At 39.5% G+C, this 16,427-nt stretch carries 16 protein-coding genes; 7 read left to right on the top strand and 9 right to left on the bottom strand.

Features of this window, described 5'->3' with window-relative positions; genetic code table 11:
• Window positions 1–115: 115 nt before the first annotated feature.
• The 3 genes from PODO_RS15615 to PODO_RS15605 all read left to right on the top strand — a co-directional run bounded on the left by PODO_RS15615 (window position 116) and on the right by PODO_RS15605 (window position 3,622).
• The gene (locus tag PODO_RS15615) at window positions 116–1,054 is read left to right on the top strand and encodes an alpha/beta fold hydrolase (RefSeq protein ID WP_038571373.1); all 939 of its coding nucleotides are present in this window, start codon (window positions 116–118) and stop codon (window positions 1,052–1,054) included.
• A 147-nt stretch (window positions 1,055–1,201) separates the two neighbouring features.
• Window positions 1,202–3,079 (top strand): asparagine synthase (glutamine-hydrolyzing), encoded by a 1,878-nt coding sequence (asnB, locus tag PODO_RS15610; RefSeq protein ID WP_038571370.1) that lies wholly within the window; start codon window positions 1,202–1,204, stop codon window positions 3,077–3,079.
• Window positions 3,080–3,094: 15 nt separating this feature from the next.
• Window positions 3,095–3,622 carry a putative immunity protein gene (locus PODO_RS15605; RefSeq protein WP_038571367.1) on the top strand — a complete coding sequence of 176 codons (528 nt, stop codon included), beginning with the start codon at window positions 3,095–3,097 and terminating at the stop codon, window positions 3,620–3,622.
• An 832-nt stretch (window positions 3,623–4,454) separates the two neighbouring features.
• On the opposite strand, the gene PODO_RS30590 is transcribed toward PODO_RS15605, so the two are convergent.
• The 7 genes from PODO_RS30590 to PODO_RS15570 form a co-directional block, all read right to left on the bottom strand.
• Complete coding sequence (locus PODO_RS30590) at window positions 4,455–4,703, bottom strand: sensor histidine kinase (RefSeq protein ID WP_076143606.1); 249 nt, start codon at window positions 4,701–4,703, stop codon at window positions 4,455–4,457.
• A complete protein-coding gene (locus tag PODO_RS30075) occupies window positions 4,700–5,053 on the bottom strand; it encodes a sensor histidine kinase family protein (protein ID WP_052097068.1) in 354 nt (117 codons plus the stop codon). The genes PODO_RS30590 and PODO_RS30075 overlap by 4 nt, the downstream gene beginning before the upstream one ends.
• A gap of 182 nt (window positions 5,054–5,235) precedes the next feature.
• On the bottom strand, window positions 5,236–6,735 hold the full coding sequence (locus PODO_RS15595) for an alpha/beta hydrolase family protein (protein WP_036676986.1): 1,500 nt from the start codon (window positions 6,733–6,735) through the stop codon (window positions 5,236–5,238).
• A 271-nt stretch (window positions 6,736–7,006) separates the two neighbouring features.
• Window positions 7,007–7,174, bottom strand: a complete 168-nt coding sequence (locus tag PODO_RS15590) for a hypothetical protein (protein WP_342342218.1) — start codon at window positions 7,172–7,174, stop codon at window positions 7,007–7,009.
• Between the two features lie 451 nt (window positions 7,175–7,625).
• Entirely contained in the window at window positions 7,626–8,375 is a 750-nt protein-coding gene (locus PODO_RS15580) for a MerR family transcriptional regulator (protein ID WP_036676991.1), read from the bottom strand.
• Complete coding sequence (locus PODO_RS15575) at window positions 8,350–9,276, bottom strand: DUF2268 domain-containing putative Zn-dependent protease (RefSeq protein ID WP_036676993.1); 927 nt, start codon at window positions 9,274–9,276, stop codon at window positions 8,350–8,352. The genes PODO_RS15580 and PODO_RS15575 overlap by 26 nt, the downstream gene beginning before the upstream one ends.
• A 413-nt stretch (window positions 9,277–9,689) precedes the next feature.
• Window positions 9,690–10,241 carry a TetR/AcrR family transcriptional regulator gene (locus PODO_RS15570; RefSeq protein WP_038571364.1) on the bottom strand — a complete coding sequence of 184 codons (552 nt, stop codon included), beginning with the start codon at window positions 10,239–10,241 and terminating at the stop codon, window positions 9,690–9,692.
• Between the two features lie 148 nt (window positions 10,242–10,389).
• Here PODO_RS15570 and PODO_RS15565 point away from each other — a divergent pair, with 148 nt between their 5' ends.
• Window positions 10,390–11,313 (top strand): ketopantoate reductase family protein, encoded by a 924-nt coding sequence (locus PODO_RS15565; protein ID WP_038571361.1) that lies wholly within the window; start codon window positions 10,390–10,392, stop codon window positions 11,311–11,313.
• Window positions 11,314–11,864: 551 nt separating this feature from the next.
• On the opposite strand, the gene PODO_RS15560 is transcribed toward PODO_RS15565, so the two are convergent.
• Window positions 11,865–12,476, bottom strand: coding sequence for a TetR/AcrR family transcriptional regulator (locus tag PODO_RS15560; RefSeq protein WP_038571358.1), 612 nt, complete (start codon window positions 12,474–12,476; stop codon window positions 11,865–11,867).
• Window positions 12,477–12,619: 143 nt separating this feature from the next.
• Between PODO_RS15560 and PODO_RS15555 the strand changes: the two genes are divergently transcribed.
• From PODO_RS15555 to PODO_RS15545, 3 genes are all read left to right on the top strand, one after another.
• Window positions 12,620–13,798 carry an MFS transporter gene (locus PODO_RS15555; RefSeq protein ID WP_038571354.1) on the top strand — a complete coding sequence of 393 codons (1,179 nt, stop codon included), beginning with the start codon at window positions 12,620–12,622 and terminating at the stop codon, window positions 13,796–13,798.
• Between the two features lie 294 nt (window positions 13,799–14,092).
• Window positions 14,093–14,332, top strand: coding sequence for a helix-turn-helix transcriptional regulator (locus PODO_RS15550; RefSeq protein ID WP_036677000.1), 240 nt, complete (start codon window positions 14,093–14,095; stop codon window positions 14,330–14,332).
• Window positions 14,322–14,672 (top strand): hypothetical protein, encoded by a 351-nt coding sequence (locus tag PODO_RS15545; protein ID WP_036677002.1) that lies wholly within the window; start codon window positions 14,322–14,324, stop codon window positions 14,670–14,672. Before PODO_RS15550 ends, PODO_RS15545 begins: the two co-directional genes overlap by 11 nt.
• 218 nt (window positions 14,673–14,890) lie before the next feature.
• Here PODO_RS15545 and PODO_RS15540 read toward each other — a convergent pair whose 3' ends face one another.
• Entirely contained in the window at window positions 14,891–16,363 is a 1,473-nt protein-coding gene (locus PODO_RS15540; RefSeq protein WP_038571351.1) for a serine hydrolase domain-containing protein, read from the bottom strand.
• Between the last annotated feature and the right edge of the window lie 64 nt (window positions 16,364–16,427).

Here is a 16,427-nt window from a genome sequence, read left to right as displayed (position 1 = left end):
TACACAGGATCTAAGACTGGATTGATAGAATGGAATAGACAAAAGATAAGGGATAACAAGAAGGGGTGCAGAAGTTGGAGAAACTAAAAGAAACATCAAGGAAGGAAATGAAAGTATGAAGAAAACATTATTAATTTTACTTAAAGTAATAGTCGCTATAGTCATCCTCCTAGCACTTTTTCTGGTCATCGTTTTTACAGTCAATGTGATCAGCAATAAAGTGGAGAAAGGAAAAATAGAACCCTATGGTCAGCTTGTACCTGTCGACGGGAAAAAAATGAATGTAACCATACAAGGGCAAGGCAAGGAAACGGTCGTGTTACTCCCAGGGTTTGGAACCGCATCACCCGTAATTGATTTCAAACCACTTGTAGATGAACTGACTCCTTTCTATAAAGTTGTAGTAGTTGAGCCGTTTGGTTATGGACTAAGTGATGTCACCACAAAAGAACGAACGGTCGACAATATAGTGAGTGAGCTTCATGAAGCTTTACAAGAATTAAAGATAGATCGTTATATTCTGATGGGACACTCTATAGCAGGAATTTACGGACTGGACTATGTGAACAAATACGAAAACGAAGTTAGTGCATTCGTAGGCATCGACAGCAGCGTACCCACACAAGGGGGCAACGATGAAGAATTTCCATCAGGAACCTATAAGCTGCTTAAAAAATCAGGATTTATGCGATTGCTGGTAAAACTCAACCCGGCCCAAATCGTTACACCAAGTGATGATGAGGAAACTAAAGAACAAGATAGAATGATTTCACTTAAAAACATGATGAATCCTAATATCATCAGCGAAGCAGAGCATTTTAAAAGCAATTTCAAAGCCACGGAAACATTAAATTTCCCTAAAGATCTTCCTGTTATTTTCTTCCTAGTGAAAGACAATACGGATGTTCCAGGCTGGGAATCCCTGCATAAAGAACAGATTAACGACTCCTTACACGGGAAATTGATGTTGCTTGATGGGGAGCATTATTTGCACCATACCCGATCTAAAGACATTGTCGAGAACTTTAGAAGCTTTCTGGGAGAGATAAAGTAAAAATGAATGAGAAAAGCCTGCTAATACAGGCTTTTCTTTTTTTATATTTTCAAATAAGTGAATCCTTTAGAAAAAAATGATAAATTTATCAAAGCAATTATGGGCACTCTATATCCTAATCTTTATAATAGGAAGGACTGCCAGAGTATGTGCGGAATAGCAGGAATATTAAAATATAATGGACAGCCACCACATGAAGAAACCTTAAAACAAATGACAGGGGTTATGAATCACCGAGGTCCCAATCATGAGGGAGTATGGCTCGATTCTCGCATTGGACTTGGTTTTCGCAGATTGTCTGTAATTGATTTACGTGATGGCAATCAACCGATGACGAATGAAGATCGTACTCTTTGGATTATTTTTAATGGTGAAATCTATAATTATAAAACACTACGAGATCAACTTAAGCTAAAGGGACATCACTTTCAGACGCAATCCGATACAGAGGTCATTGTGCATTTATTTGAGGAATACGGCAAGGATTGTGTCCATCATTTACGTGGAATGTTTAGTTTTGCGATTTGGGATCTTAAGGAACAATCTCTTTTTGCTGCTAGAGATCATTTCGGGATCAAGCCTTTTTATTATTACAAAGACGAAAATAATCTTTTATTTGCTTCGGAAATTAAAAGCATACTTGCAGTGCAAGGGGTACCCAGAAAGCTTCAGTATCAAAGTTTATTCAGCTACTTAACTTTTCAGTATGTCCCGCATCCTGATACGATGTTTGAACACATTCATAAATTAGGACCTGCAGAGCGAGTATTTGTTAACTCGGAAGGTGAAATGAAGATCGAGAAATATTGGGAACCCCATTTTCAACCGGTAGTACGATCTTTAGCAGACTACGCAGAAGAAATTCAGTGGAAATTGAAAGAGTCTGTAAACCTTCATTTACAAAGTGATGTGAATAGAGGATGTTTTTTGTCCAGTGGAATTGACTCTACAGCTATAGCTGCAATGATGAGAACAGAAGAATCCACCAAAACCTTTTCAATTGGATTTGAAGGGTTGAACAATGAAACAATCATTGCAAATCAAACAGCAGCCAAACTGGGGACAGATCATTATTTTCACATCTTATCGCAAAAAGACTTTTTTGAAAGTATCCCGAAAACGGTCTGGCATCTAGATGAACCTGTAGCGGATCCTTCTGCCATTGCACTCTATCATCTAAACCAGCTTGCCAAAGAACATGTTACGGTTGTCTTATCAGGGGAAGGTGCTGACGAATTATTCGGAGGATACAGAATCTATAGAGAGCCAAATGCTTTAAGACCGATAACCTGGATGCCTAACTTTATAAAGGATTCGTTACGAAAATCATTATCCGTATATCCCTATCATTTTTATGGAAAAAATTATTTGCTTCGGGGTCTGACACCTTTAGAAGAACGTTTTTTCGGTAATGCGAACATCTTCAACAAAACCGGTAAGATGAATTTGCTCCACGAATCGGTACACGCTCAGCATAGCTTTTTACATCCCGCGGATATCGTTAAGCCTTTTTATGATAAGACAGCTCACCTAGACCCTGCGACAAGAATGCAGTTTATTGATATGAATTTTTGGTTACCTGGAGATATTTTATCAAAAGCAGATAAGCTATCCATGGCACATTCATTAGAATTAAGAGTCCCATTTTTAGATAAAGAGGTTTTCGAAACGGCTAGTAAAATACCTGTATCCAATCGGATTGGGCAAAAAACAACAAAACTTGCTTTGCGTAAAGCTATGGAAGGAATCGTTCCGGAAGCTATTGTGAATCGCCCGAAACTAGGATTTCCCGTACCCATTCGTGATTGGCTCAAAACTCCAATTTCAGATATAATGTTCGAACAAATACGATATAGTGGCATTGAAGAAATATTCAATATGAATATCATCGAAGAGATGTTTACCCAGCATCGGAGTAATAAAGGCGACTATTCGCGTAGAATATGGCTAATTTACATTTTTTCAGTATGGTACACTCTTTTTATAAAAGAAGATCTGAAGCAATTAAATAGTGCCGTATTGTAATGGGGGAGTGATTCGTTGAATATTGAGGAATATGCATGGAATAAACATGAACAGCAATTAAGAGAAACTAACATGTTTACTTATACTAGTCCAAAGATAAAGATTATAGATAACCATGAATTAAGAAATCGGCTTGAAGAAACGCTTGAAGAGCTGCCGCAGAAGTTTCTGGCCAAATGGGCTTTGAAAGTAGCAGCTGAGCACCTGGATCATCTGGACCAGCAGCTTGTAAATGACCCGCGGATTGATTTAGGTATAGAAACGCTAGAAAAGCGTATAACTGGTGAGATTAGAGCCTTTGATTTAAGAAAAGTTGGATTCATAGTCAATGAATTGGCCAAAGAGTCCACAACCGAGGCTAGTAAGTATGCTGCCCGTTCTTTTGCACAAGCCATAGCAACTGGACATATGCGAGGACACGCTATGGTTTGCAGTGACTATGCAGTAAAACTGGTGAATTACATATCAGATCATTCTTCAGTTGCAGAGGCAGCTACTAAAGAACGGGAAAGACAATTAAGGATAGCTGAAGAGTTGCTTTGAAATTAAAGCTTTAAAGATGAACATGTATGAGGATGATTATAAAAGTTAAATAATGGTAATAGTCAATTTATATAATCAAGAGTTATGTAATCTAATGCAACAATAAAAACATTATCAGCACTTAAAGTTTTATGCGAGACTTGATGAGCTTTAAAGCTTAATACTCGTTTAAGATAAATCGATTACTAAATAAGAATCAATTGCTTATGAAAGGGCAGTTATTTTGAACAGGTTTGAACATTGATTAGATAATCATTAATAGACAGTAAATTGGCAATAATTTGCATCAAATTGGTTGGTTCCTTTAATTTATATACTACTTCCTCACAAAACCCGTATTTTGTACATATGTCACTAAGATGCATTCTACTTAGATTATACATAGATCTATATGGATTGTGTCACAATCTAGGGGTTTATATTATTTGATCTATTTATCACTTCCTCTTTTGAGTTCCGAGCAATAACCACATCATTAATTAGAGCCTTGCGATTTCGACTGGCCATATCAATTGCTCAGAGTTTCATCAACCACTTATAGGACGGCACACAAATGCATTCAAAAAAACCGTTGAGCTGGTTCAACGGTTTTTTTGAAATTCCTACAAGGCATCACATCCAAGTTAAACATTGAGCGATAATCACCCTTTGTTTATATGCGCTAATAACCGGTAGCGAAGCCAGATAATCTTCTTCACTTATTGCACACAGTATGTACTAATTTCTTCTTTTTTGAAAAGATTAGATAATAAAGAACTTTGCTGCGTTCTATAGATATCCCCAAAAGTCCCGACAACAATTGTAAGTCTCTTTTGAAGAGTACTATTATTATTTAACTAATCACCGGAAAACGAATCATAACTGTCGTACCACACCCTACCCCGCTGCTAATGTGGACAGTACCTTGATGTTGATCGACGATCCAACGTGCGATCGATAGCCCTAGACCTGCTCCATGATCCCCTCTACTTCTAGAGGAATCTCCCTTATAAAAGCGATTAAATACGAGTGGTAATTCATGTTCCGAAATACCCACTCCGTTATCCTTGACGGTTACAAGAACTGATTTCCCCTGCCTCACTCAAGATCGATTTGCCCATCCGCCTGCGTAAATTTAATGACATTGTCCAACAAAATCATGAACAACTGTATGAGACGATTCTCATCTCCATTCATGAGCAATTCCGAGCCTTCGACATGAAGCTGTACCCGCAACTGCCTGTAATCCATTATTGGCTCCATTTTTTTGGCGATCTCTTTAATGATCCCGTCAATACGAACAGGTGTGCATGAGATAACTTCCTCATGTGAATCGCCTCTTGCCAGAAGAAGTAGGCCGTCTACCATGTTGCTCATTCTTTTGGTTTCTTTCAGAATGACTGAAATTGGAGCACTTTCTTCCTCGATCGTATGATCGGGATGGCGTAACAATATTCTACTTCGGCTACGGTACTTAAAAGGGTAAAGTTAACGGGTGGCCGTTAGCTTAATAAAAAGACAGCCGATCATCTAGACGGCTGCTATCGTGTATGGATTGATCGATCATTCCCCGTAAGCGTAATGATGTTGCTTCAGTCTAAAATAACTGCAATCATATTAACCTGCTCCGTAATTTATAGCGAGGTTACGAACTTCACCTCCGGAAAACGGCTATCCGGTCCTTTCATTAAGATTCCGTCTTGATTTTTCAGATACATATCGAAGAAATTCAGCATATAGGTATTGGTAACGGAGTCCGCTCTATCGGGCTCAATCTTTCCTGTAATGCCCAGCATTTTGAAAATCGGAGAAATGAACTGTACGTCGGTAAAATTCAAATGCTCCGTATTTTCGATATAGAGGACTTGTCCCCCTTCGTCGACCGCTTTGCGCATCCGTTCTAGCTCTAACTTTTTATCTTCCGTTACTTGATCCTCCCACTCTCTGGTTGAGCCTATACGGTTAATTTCTGCATCCGTGTAGACCCGGTTATCCATCACCATTTTTAATTTTTCAAAATAGCTTTCCGAGTTGAGGAATAAAAACGGTTTTTGCAGTCCCTCTCTTTCACGCAAACGATAAAGCCCTCCATCTAGGTCTATGCCAACCGCGATTCGCGGATCGTAAGAAGCGTCATAAGCCGTTGCTCCACCGATAGAATGACCGAACACCCCGACATGGTCGAGATCAATCCAGCCTTTTAGATGACTTGGAATCTGCCCCGATTGGATAAGTTCGAATTGGTCCAGCACAAACACCACATCGTCGGTTAAAACTTTGCCTAACTTGTCGCGATTTCCGCTTTCCGTCCGATAATCATGGTCAGGCGAGAATAAGTCGTTGGTTGTGCTGGTCGTGATTCGACCGTCCGGAAACTCGGTTGCAGATGTGTTGTAGGTGTGGTCGATCATTGCCACGATATATCCGTGACTCGCGAGATATTCGGCTTGCGACGTGTGGAGGAACCTAGAAGAGCCGTTGCCGGGATTCCCAAGGATCAGTGGGTATGAAGTCTTTGCCGTAGAGATTTCCGCTTCCGAATATGCATGACTGGATACGTACTTCAGGTGTTGAAAAGTAAACCCGGGAAGACCATAGTTCGCGGCCATATAACTTAAAATCCGCGTATCGGGAATAAAAGCAGTTCGCTTGCCACTACCAGCTTGAGTCGGATACCATACCTGAACCATCAATTCTCTTTTACCCTCTCTTGCTTTATCAAAAATCTCTTCCCTATTGGTATCCACAAAATGAAACGTTTGCGTTCCTACCTTAAATATGCCTGTCAGTTCAGGGAGTTTAAACACAGGAAAAGTATACATGAGGACCGCTGTTCCGACCAGCATGATCGCTATAGCGGTATAAGCTGAACCCAACAGGAATCGAGGGATTTTTTGGAAACTGCTTTTTTTAAAATAACTATAACTTGAAATGGCTAAAAAAAAGACCGTTATGCAATATGATAAAAACAGCTGCACTCTGTATCCTTCCACCGTCCAATGAATGACCAGTAAAACTGCGGCGATCCCGCTTGCAACGAATACTGGAATTATACGCTGACCTTTTTTTAATACAACTGTTAATACAAACAAACTGATGTTTGACAAATATAGCAATAATTCAAACAATCTCATCTCAAGTCTCCTTTAAAAAAAATTTCATTTTCATTTGTTCAAATCATTCCTGCCTAGCTAGCCTAACCTCCCCTCCTTTTGCTGCTTCAGTATAAAGACGGTTTCTCAATCCAAAATGTATCAGTTTCGTTACTGTAAACTGCTTATTAGCTAATGAAAAGGCAGCCGATCATTTGACCGGCTGCCTTTTCATTTTGATTGAGCTATCGTTTATCATTAACTAGCTTAATGGATCACATTTGTAGTTTAATGCAACCTACCACTTATTCCCTTAATCTCCCTTTACTTCATTATCGTTCGGAATTAATTCATACAAGGCACGAACATCACAACCGATGGAATCGGCGATCGATATGGCAATTTTGAGTGGCATCACTCTTTTGTTTTCAATAAAGTCGTAAACTCGTTCCGGTTTAAAAACAAGTCTTTTGCCAGCCATTCTGCTGACTTTCCGGATTCCATCAATCGTTCATTCAGTAAGCAACGTCCTAGTTCAAATTTCAAGAAGCGATGACCTCCCGTATAAGATAATACTTAACCTTAAGCGTTGTCCATTGCCAGCATGAATATACTTCATAAAGAGTCCTATAACGATGAAATTCCCCATGCGTCTGCCCAATTGTTGGGCGAGTTCCATCGCGGGCCTTCGTTTCCCGTTAGTTCAACCGTGTTAGACTCCGAAGAACTCTTTTATCTTCAGCCAAGACTCATACCAAAATGTTTTCGATTTATATGGTATGGCGTTCTCTATCTGTTCCTCATTTTTTATTATAAAAACTGCATTATCTGTGGCTTTCAAATTATTTATCTTGGCTGTCTTTTCTATATTGTTCCTCTCTTCTATCTGCACACTCCGCTTATCAACCGAAGTTTCAAACGAATTTTCCTGTTCACGATTGAGATATATGATGCATAATAGCACTGTGTAGAAAATCTGCAAAATCCTCATTGCTATATTGATTAAAGTAGTTATTGAATCGTACATCGAATTTATAAGTATCGGCAATGCAAGCCAGTAGCTCTTTATCACATGGCATGAATTGCATTAGATTTTTTTTCCACTCCTTGATTAATCGCTGAACTTCATCGGAGGAAGGATGCTGATCGACACAAGACGCAATTTGCTTGAATACTTCCTCCATCGATTGAAAACGTTCATCTATTTCATCTTGTGATAGTTTATCCAACGTTTCATTAAACACATTATACGCTTCTGTTTCACCATAGATGAATCTCGCCTCATTTGCATATTGTTCTTTTAATGGCAAAACGGAAGAATTGTTGAAAATTTGCAAATTACTAATATCATTCCCCGAAACGTATTCTTCGAGAGCAACCATGATGGTTTCTAGTCTTTGTTTTCTCGAAAATAAGGTTTGTCTCTGCTTCTTTAATATTTGATTCTGTTCTTGCCTGGTCAGCTTTAAAATGTCCGCAATTTCTTTCAAGGAAAAATCCAATTCCTTTAAGAACAAAATAGTTTGAAGTTTTTCCAAACTGCTTCGATCATATAAGCGATACCCTTTTTCCGTCAGATGTGTCGGTTTAAATAAATCAATCCTATCGTAATAATGCAAGGTCCGGCTTGTAATGCCTGTAATCTGAACAATATCTTTAACAGCTAATAATGGTTTCTTCATCCCAAAATCCTTTTACTTCGTCTAGTATTTGAGCAGCAGGTGTTATTGTGGCCTCAAAGATTGTTCTTCCTGTTTTTCTTAAATAATATTGGATTAAATAATATCCGCAAGCGTAGCCAGCACTATAAGGCATATTGACCGGTTCAAAGTTTTGAAGTTTGGCGATCTCGTCACCGTAAAGATACGGAGCAAATTTATCAAACCCTGTTAATTGCAATTGCTCTCTAAGGACAGGCTTTATGCGCCTGTTAAGTGTGTCTGCGTTTGTTTTCGTTACCCAAGGGCCGAGCAATTCTTCGCCAAACATGAACATAGCATAGTTTTCAGCTAATCCTTCACTTACAATGAGCTCGCCCAAATTAACGGTGTGATCCCACTGAATAAATTGATATCGCACATTATGGTTGCACTCGTGCGCCAGCGCAGCCTTCATTCGAGAAATCGTGTACTCATTTGGCAAGAGTGTACCCCAGATAAACCCGGGAATGCCCCCAAAGCCACTATATCCTTCGTTTATTGTTAAGGCACTGCTTTCAGGATTCCCTAGTTGAATGGTAAACAAATATTCGGATACGGGGAGACTTATTTCATGCTCTATAAATAGACGGAGGCTTTTCCTTACCGCGTGCTCACACTCTAACCAAAAAGAATCTGATGAAATCAACTCTACCTCAGATGAAATCTGCTGGGTAATCTGATCAGGGGATCGATGCATTATACTATTAAACGTAACAACGTCAAAACCATTCCCCTCTTCAGCTCTAAAAGGGATCTGTTGAATTTGCCATTGTTTCATAAAGGGAGCCATCATTTCATTTCTGAATAATTCAAGTTTTTCCTCGGGCGAAGCTTGGGCAACTTTTTGATAAATGTGGTCTGAACGCAATGTTTTTATGTTCATATCTCTCACTCCTAGTCGTCTATAGTGAGAATTATGCACTATGACCTAACGTCATAGTCAAGTAATTTGGATCAAATACTGATAATTAGGTACTTTTATCGCCAGTTATATAAGTTTCTTCCCAGATGATTCTCCTTTGCCCTAATAATTATGATTACACCGTTGAATCAATTGTTAGATACGAATTTGCAAAAGGTTACAAACAATTTCGTTGATATTTCAATATAACAGAAACTGATCGTATGGAATGTCGCTCCGTACATATATAAGCAATAACGCCCTATCTCGTGCTCTATAACATCGTCCACCTTAAGAGTAAGTTAGGTCAGTTTTTATGGAGTATATTGTGTAAACAAGCTTATGCGCGCTTTTTTATTGTTATAGAACATATGGATTTGGTTTGAATGACAGACTCATTCTTTAAAATAGGGCGTAATCCCTCTTGAATATAGGTTCTCCACTAACTTGAAAAATTCTTCAGACGATAAATCCTTTTGACGCTGGAGCCAAAGACGAAACAAAGAAAGAGCAGTTGTCAGGTAAAACTCAATGAAGTATGGCGTTAAGGATTGGTTTTGCGGAACGTTTAATCCTAATTGATCCAAAGTGATTTCTTTCTTTAAGCGTTTTAAAAAACGGGCACTTCCATAATCACCCAAAAGGGCATTAAGAACCAGGAGATGTTCTTTTTTATCCAGACAATTGAGCGTATCTTGAACCGTATCCTTCGATAGCTCTTTATTCGCCAATTCTTTTTTCATGTCATTCAATAAGTCATTTTCAACAGAGTCTAACAATTCGTAAATGTCAGTAAAGTATTGATAAAAGGTGCTGCGGTTATATCCTGACTTATTCGAAATTTCCTGAATCGAAATTTTTTCAATCGGCTTTTGGCTATATAACTCACAAAAAACTTCTACAAACTTTTGTCTTGTTTTCTCCGTTATTTGGGGTTGCTTTTTCATGTTACCCTCCTACTAGTGAATAAGAATATCATCCGACAAATCATAAAAAACTGATGGTTGATCAAGGAATAATGAAGATTTATAATCACATCATACAACATGTTGTCGGATAATTAAAAGAAAATGCTAATAAGTAGGGGTGGTTTAATTGTCAGCAAAACAAGATAGAATTTTAATTTTTGGTGCAGGTGTCATCGGGAGCATGTACGCAATTAAGCTTATTGAAGCAGGGTTTGACGTTAGCCTGTTTGCACATTCGAATAGATATACATCATTAAGAGAAAATGGCCTGCAGTATATAGAAAAAGGTACAGTTAGATCGATACAAGTGAATGTCATTGATACGCTCGAAAATGACGATGTATACGATTTTATTTTCGTTACCGTTCGTTATGATCGGTCGGAATCAGCATTGTTAGCGCTAAAAGATAATCAAAGCAAAAATATAGTTACGATGATTAGTAATTCAATTGGATTTTCTTCGTGGCTGGATATCGTAGGGGATAGACTTTTACCAGCTTTTCCTGGCTTCGGCGGACAGATTAAAGATGGAGTATTGCATACTCGATTTCTACCAAAGTTTATAGCGGCAACTGCATTTGGAGAAATTAATAGTGTAGTGACAGAACGCATAGAAAACCTCGCAAAATTATTTAAGACAGCAAAGCTTCCCTACGTTATTAAAAAGGATATGCAAGCGTATTTAATCACACATTCCGTATCAGATATTGCCATGTTGAGTTTTTTGCATTCTGAGAATAAGATAATTGACAAAAAAACAGCCAGAACCAGAAAGACGGCACGCAAAATAACAGTCACTTTAAAAGCGTATCTAAGGGCAATACAAAAAGCTGGCGTTTCAATTGATCCATCAATGCTTAAAATGGTGCTGAAATTTCCAAACTTATTTTTGGATCTTTTCTTTATGACATGGCTAAGAACTAAAATGGTTAGGGATATGATGTTGCCGGATTATGCGAATAATGCTAACAATGAGATTGTGCAGCTGAGTAATGATTTAATGAAATTTTTAAGTCAAAATGATATCAAATCGGAAATACATGTTCAGTAATTTTTTGTTAAAATAGTATGGTGATTTTTAATTTATTTTCATTAAATCCTTCAATTGGGGTTAATCTAAATATGAAAATCGAAATATATAGTTTTTTCGTAACATCCTTGACTAAACTAACGGGAAACGATAATTGAGCAACAACAGCGGCAGTCTAAGACTTTATTTATCAAGTCTTTTTCTGTCGCTGCTTTATTTACTGGACCCAGTCTAAGACTTTTTTTCACAGAACACCATACATATCCACATATCGCACTAAAGAATCCCCAGTAATAATCAAAACTCATAAACGTTCCCCTCCCACTTTTCCTAACTTGCAATCCATTAAGTCCAAAACGCCCCATGATAATCTCTCCCCGAAACGCCCGCCACTCTCATTTCTATGGCTTTCATCTTCACTTCTACGGAGTAGCCCACTTTGGTTACCAACACAAAAACACCTCTCAAATGATCCCCCTATCTTACGACTGGGAAGAACTTTCTTAAAGGTGTTTTGATTTGACTCACGTTATGGCCGAGTGCTCTATTTTGGTTTTTCTATCGCTTTAAAGTCAGGCTGAATGTTTAAATAACTCCCAGATGCCCATTACCTCCGTGATGGCGCGATCAATCGTTGCAAAAGGGACTCCGTCCCTTGCTTGTGTAGATATGCCATGCATGAAGGTATCAAAGACGGTAGTCATCATCGAGACATCTATGGACGAAGGAATTTCACCAACATCTATGGCACGCTGGATGCAATCTTGCAGGTGGCTACGAATCTGCTTTCTTTTTTCAGCAACAATTTCACGAATATGATTGTTTTTGGAGGAGCATGTGCTAGCTGACAGCACAATCAAACAGCCATTCGGATGATCGCTATCCGTTTGCATTTTTGCGGTACGTCTTAAAGTTGTTTCAATTGCTTCCCGAGGAGTAAGCGTGTGATCCGCAAGACTTTCCGTGACTCGTCCAAAAGTCCCCATATATTGTTCAACAGCTTCTTTAAACAGGGCTTCTTTTGACTCAAAGGCCGCATAGAAACTGGCTGCTGAAATATTCCCCATGTCCGCTCGAAGTTGTAGCAACGAGGTTGCTTCGTATCCTTGTTCCCAAAAGAGCATCATCGCCTTTAAAAGCGCTTCATCCCGATCAAAAATGCGTGGACGTCCAGTTCTTGCCATAAGAGATCCCCCCCTTGTTTTTCTTAATTATATACTAATCGATCCAAAAGTTATTGACAAGGTGTGAAAGGTTGAATAACATAAGGAATGATCGATCCACAAGTCGATTAACTTTTCATATCTGCCTAGAAGGAGGCTCATAGATGTCTGATTTATCTTCTAATCGTTTCCCATGGTTGGGGTTGTTAGCCTTAGCTGTGGCTGGTTTTATTGCAATTATGACTGAAACCCTTCCCGCGGGGTTGTTGCCGCAAATCAAAGAAGGGCTACAGGTGTCGGAAGCATTGGCTGGACAACTTGTCACATTGTACGCCATTGGTTCGATGGTTGCCGCCATACCCGTGGCAGTACTGACTGGGGGGTGGCGGCGGCGTCCGCTTTTGCTTCTATCGATTATCGGATTTCTTATCTTCAACACTATTACAGCTCTCTCATTGAACTATGTACTAACACTTGTCGCTCGCTTCTTTGCCGGAGTAGCTGCCGGTGTTTTATGGGGCTTGATTGCCAGTTATGCTCTACGTATGGTGCCTGATCATCTAAAGGGAAGGGGCATGGCTGTAGCCATGATTGGAACACCCATTGCTTTATCCCTTGGAGTTCCTGCCGGTACGCTGATAGGAACCTTAATGGGCTGGCGCTCGGTGTTCTGGTTGATGTCGTTGTTGGCGTTCTTGCTAATTTTCTGGGTGCTCTGGAAAGTTCCCGATTATCCGGGACAGTCGGCTGATAAACGCATTTCAGTATTCAAAGTTTTACTCACACCTGGGGTGATTCCTATCTTGGTTGTGGTTCTTACCTGGATGCTGGCACATAATATTTTGTACACCTATATCTCTCCTTTCCTGGATGATATGGGGCTAGAACCCTATCTCGGACAGATTCTACTTATTTTTGGAATTATGGCACTGGTGGGAATCTGGGTGATTGGGATTTTCATTGATCGTTGGTTGCGTCCGTTGGTTCTCATCAGTCTTACCGGATTTGCTCTGATATCTCTTGTACTAGGACTTTGGAGTGAGCATGGTACTATTATCTTCATTTCTGTTGCGCTGTGGGGGCTGACATTCGGTGGTGCGGCAACATTGTTGCAGACGGCACTTGCCCAGGCTGCCGGGAAGCAAGGTGTGGATATCGTGATGCCTATCAATACAACGGTTTGGAATCTGGCTATCGCCGGCGGTGGGATATTGGGAGGAGTCCTTCTGAATCAATGGGGTACAACCTCCTTTCCTTGGGCACTCCTGCTTCTCTTGCTTCTTGCTCTGTTTGTTGCCTGGCGTGCTAAAAGGTATGGATTTCGCCCATCCCAGAGCCGTTAAGTAATCCGATTGCCATCCGTCTGCTATTGACTGTGAATTGTTCTTGCACGATTGTGGCAATCATTCATCGATTTGCGCCACTGAAAATCATAAAATGCAGCACCAAAAACCATAAATTATATCAGATCGATATGTGAACCTGACGGAATCATGAATTTCGTCAGGTTCTTTTTGTAGTCTAGTCTTGTAAATCAAAGCAATCTAAGTAAACATAAAGGTTTTATATTACTTAGTATAAGTATACTTTACTTTTGTTAAAAATAAGTTTATAATTTGCTTCAAGAGGTGATGGTCATGAAGAAAGATTTTGGTGATTCGATATCCAATAAGGTTTATGAATATCGTGTACTTGCCAGAATGTCTCAGCAAGAATTAGCAGAGAAAGTCGGGGTTTCCAAACAAACCATTTTCGTAATGGAAAAAGGGAATTATGTTCCAACTCTTCTATTGGCTTTTCGAATTGCCGATTTTTTTAATGTTGATGTAAACGATGTTTTTACTTATTTGAAAGGAAATGATCAAAATGAAAATTAAGTCTATTTCTGATATCCATAACGCAATTTTTCACCCTTTAAAGTCCTGGGCTGAGCAATCTACGGGAAATTGGAATATTCTCATTGGAGTCGGTTTTTTACTGCTCATGGGTAGTGCGATTTTTACCTATGTATTTTATAAGAAGATTGGGCAAGACGATGAACGGACAAATAAAATCTTTTTGAAAAGCAGTTACTTTATGCTGTTGACAATTATTCTATGTGACATGATTTTTCCTAAAGAGTATATGTGGAACATCTTTTTCTTGTTCAAATATGCGCTAGCATTTTTAGCTGGTGGAATTTACATGGCCATCCAGTATAAAAAGGATTTGTCGTAAGGAAGGGTCGCAGAGCGAGGGCCAGCTAAGGATGGGGATTAGACAATGTTGATAAATATACTAACTAAGTGATATGGAAGTTCAATAGGTGCAATCGGGTTGTAAAATAAATTGCTAAAATCAAAAATATCCTTTTATGTTCCTTCCCCCCTCTGCTTCTAGCGGCAATGTTTACATGTTCTTGTCCTTTGATCGCGACAAGAACATGTATTCATAAATCAAAAAAAACCGCGCTCTGCCCCTCCTCTTATCAGACTATTATATCGGTGAGTGTATACAAACCATGTAATGCTTGCTGTTAATAATGCTGACGAAATCAAGGCTGTAAGAACACTATATGTTTGCCAAATAAGTATCGTTGACCAATCTAATGCACAGCACATTATACACAGGGCAATCGTAGCAATCAGCAAAATAGCTGTTACGATTATTCGCTTTTTTGTCATTGGCTGCCGCTCATTCGTCTTCCTTCTGCGTAATCCTAAGAGAAAGAACAGAACGGCCAATAAGCAAAAAATAATTGTGGTAGACGATAAAATGATGTCCAAAAGCTGTGTGCCGCTTATTTCATATGACTGCGTTAGATTGCCGTCTAATATATCTTTAACTTTTAGTACAATGCTTCTGTTGATATTTGCGCCGTTGGTCAGCAAGCAGACGGCTGTTCGTTCATTTGGCAGTATGATCACTTCGGTTCCAAAATTGGGATTTCCCCCGGGGTGCTCTATAATCGTTTGGTTGGCGTTTACCGTCCAGCCCGCCGCATAATACATTTCGTTGACAGCCGGAACAGACATATCACCCTGATGTGATTTTTCGATAACCGTATGGAATATTTCGGGTATGTCCTTCACAATACCCATCTGTATGCTCATCCAACGCGCCATATCTTTTGTACAAGAAATGATGTAGCCTGCGGGTTTATTCCCGGAATAATCCGGTGCGTTATATGGAGTTGTCATAAAAAAGGAAGAACGGTAGCCCTGTGCCAACTGTCCGGTGGCTTGAGCATCTTCTTTATAAACATACGTCTGGTGAAGACCTAACGGCTGAAATACCTGTTCCCTCATAAAGTCTTCATAGCTTTGTCCCGACACAATCTCAATAACCAAACCCAATACGTCATAATTAACGGTTCCATAGCTATACTGTTCACCGGGAGGGAACGCCAACCCAGCATCTACCAGCTTTTCCACAGTCTTTTGCAGCAAATCTGGTGTATTGCCTTGTGGAATATTTTGAGAATGCCTACTATTTGTTAGGCCGCTAGTATGGTGAAGAAAGTTATTGAGTGTAAGGCTTGTCATATCAACAGGTTTCCCTTGATACTTTAACGTAAACCAAGGTAAATATTTTTGGACAGTGTCAGTCATTGACAGCAGCCCTTGCTCCTCCAACAGCAGAATGCCCATGCCGGTAAAGGCTTTACTGACCGAGGCCAACTCATATAGTGTATTTTCACTTGCAGACAACCCACTTTTACGGTCTGCATACCCGGAAGAAAAGTAGAACATTTCATCATCAGCAAGTATCGAGATTGACATTCCCGGCACACCTGATATACGACGGGCATCATCCAGCAACGCGTGTATTGCCGCAGATTGCGTATCTGACAACGACGCATAACTTTGTGTTGCGAATCCTGAGATTAATATAAGTATCGTTATCACACAAACAATAGTCTTTTTCATAAACTCTCCATATCGAAAAAATTATGCGAGGATAATATAAACAACCCGTAGTACGCCTTATCCA

This window comes from Paenibacillus odorifer (assembly GCF_000758725.1).
Taxonomy (GTDB): Bacteria; Bacillota; Bacilli; order Paenibacillales; family Paenibacillaceae; genus Paenibacillus_AQ; species Paenibacillus_AQ odorifer.
This window is presented reverse-complemented; position numbering and strand designations above follow the sequence as displayed.

Bases quoted from the DNA above. Each gene is read 5' to 3' on its own strand.
- PODO_RS15590 (WP_342342218.1), bottom strand. From the start codon at position 7,174: ATGGCTGGCAAAAGACTTGTTTTTAAACCGGAACGAGTTTACGACTTT.
- PODO_RS15545 (WP_036677002.1), top strand. From the start codon at position 14,322: ATGAAAATTAAGTCTATTTCTGATATCCATAACGCAATTTTTCACCCT.
- PODO_RS15550 (WP_036677000.1), top strand. From the start codon at position 14,093: ATGAAGAAAGATTTTGGTGATTCGATATCCAATAAGGTTTATGAATAT.
- PODO_RS15560 (WP_038571358.1), bottom strand. From the start codon at position 12,476: ATGGCAAGAACTGGACGTCCACGCATTTTTGATCGGGATGAAGCGCTT.
- PODO_RS15570 (WP_038571364.1), bottom strand. From the start codon at position 10,241: ATGAAAAAGCAACCCCAAATAACGGAGAAAACAAGACAAAAGTTTGTA.
- PODO_RS15595 (WP_036676986.1), bottom strand. From the start codon at position 6,735: ATGAGATTGTTTGAATTATTGCTATATTTGTCAAACATCAGTTTGTTT.
- PODO_RS15575 (WP_036676993.1), bottom strand. From the start codon at position 9,276: ATGAACATAAAAACATTGCGTTCAGACCACATTTATCAAAAAGTTGCC.
- asnB (WP_038571370.1), top strand. From the start codon at position 1,202: ATGTGCGGAATAGCAGGAATATTAAAATATAATGGACAGCCACCACAT.
- PODO_RS15555 (WP_038571354.1), top strand. From the start codon at position 12,620: ATGTCTGATTTATCTTCTAATCGTTTCCCATGGTTGGGGTTGTTAGCC.
- PODO_RS15540 (WP_038571351.1), bottom strand. From the start codon at position 16,363: ATGAAAAAGACTATTGTTTGTGTGATAACGATACTTATATTAATCTCA.
- PODO_RS15615 (WP_038571373.1), top strand. From the start codon at position 116: ATGAAGAAAACATTATTAATTTTACTTAAAGTAATAGTCGCTATAGTC.
- PODO_RS15580 (WP_036676991.1), bottom strand. From the start codon at position 8,375: ATGAAGAAACCATTATTAGCTGTTAAAGATATTGTTCAGATTACAGGC.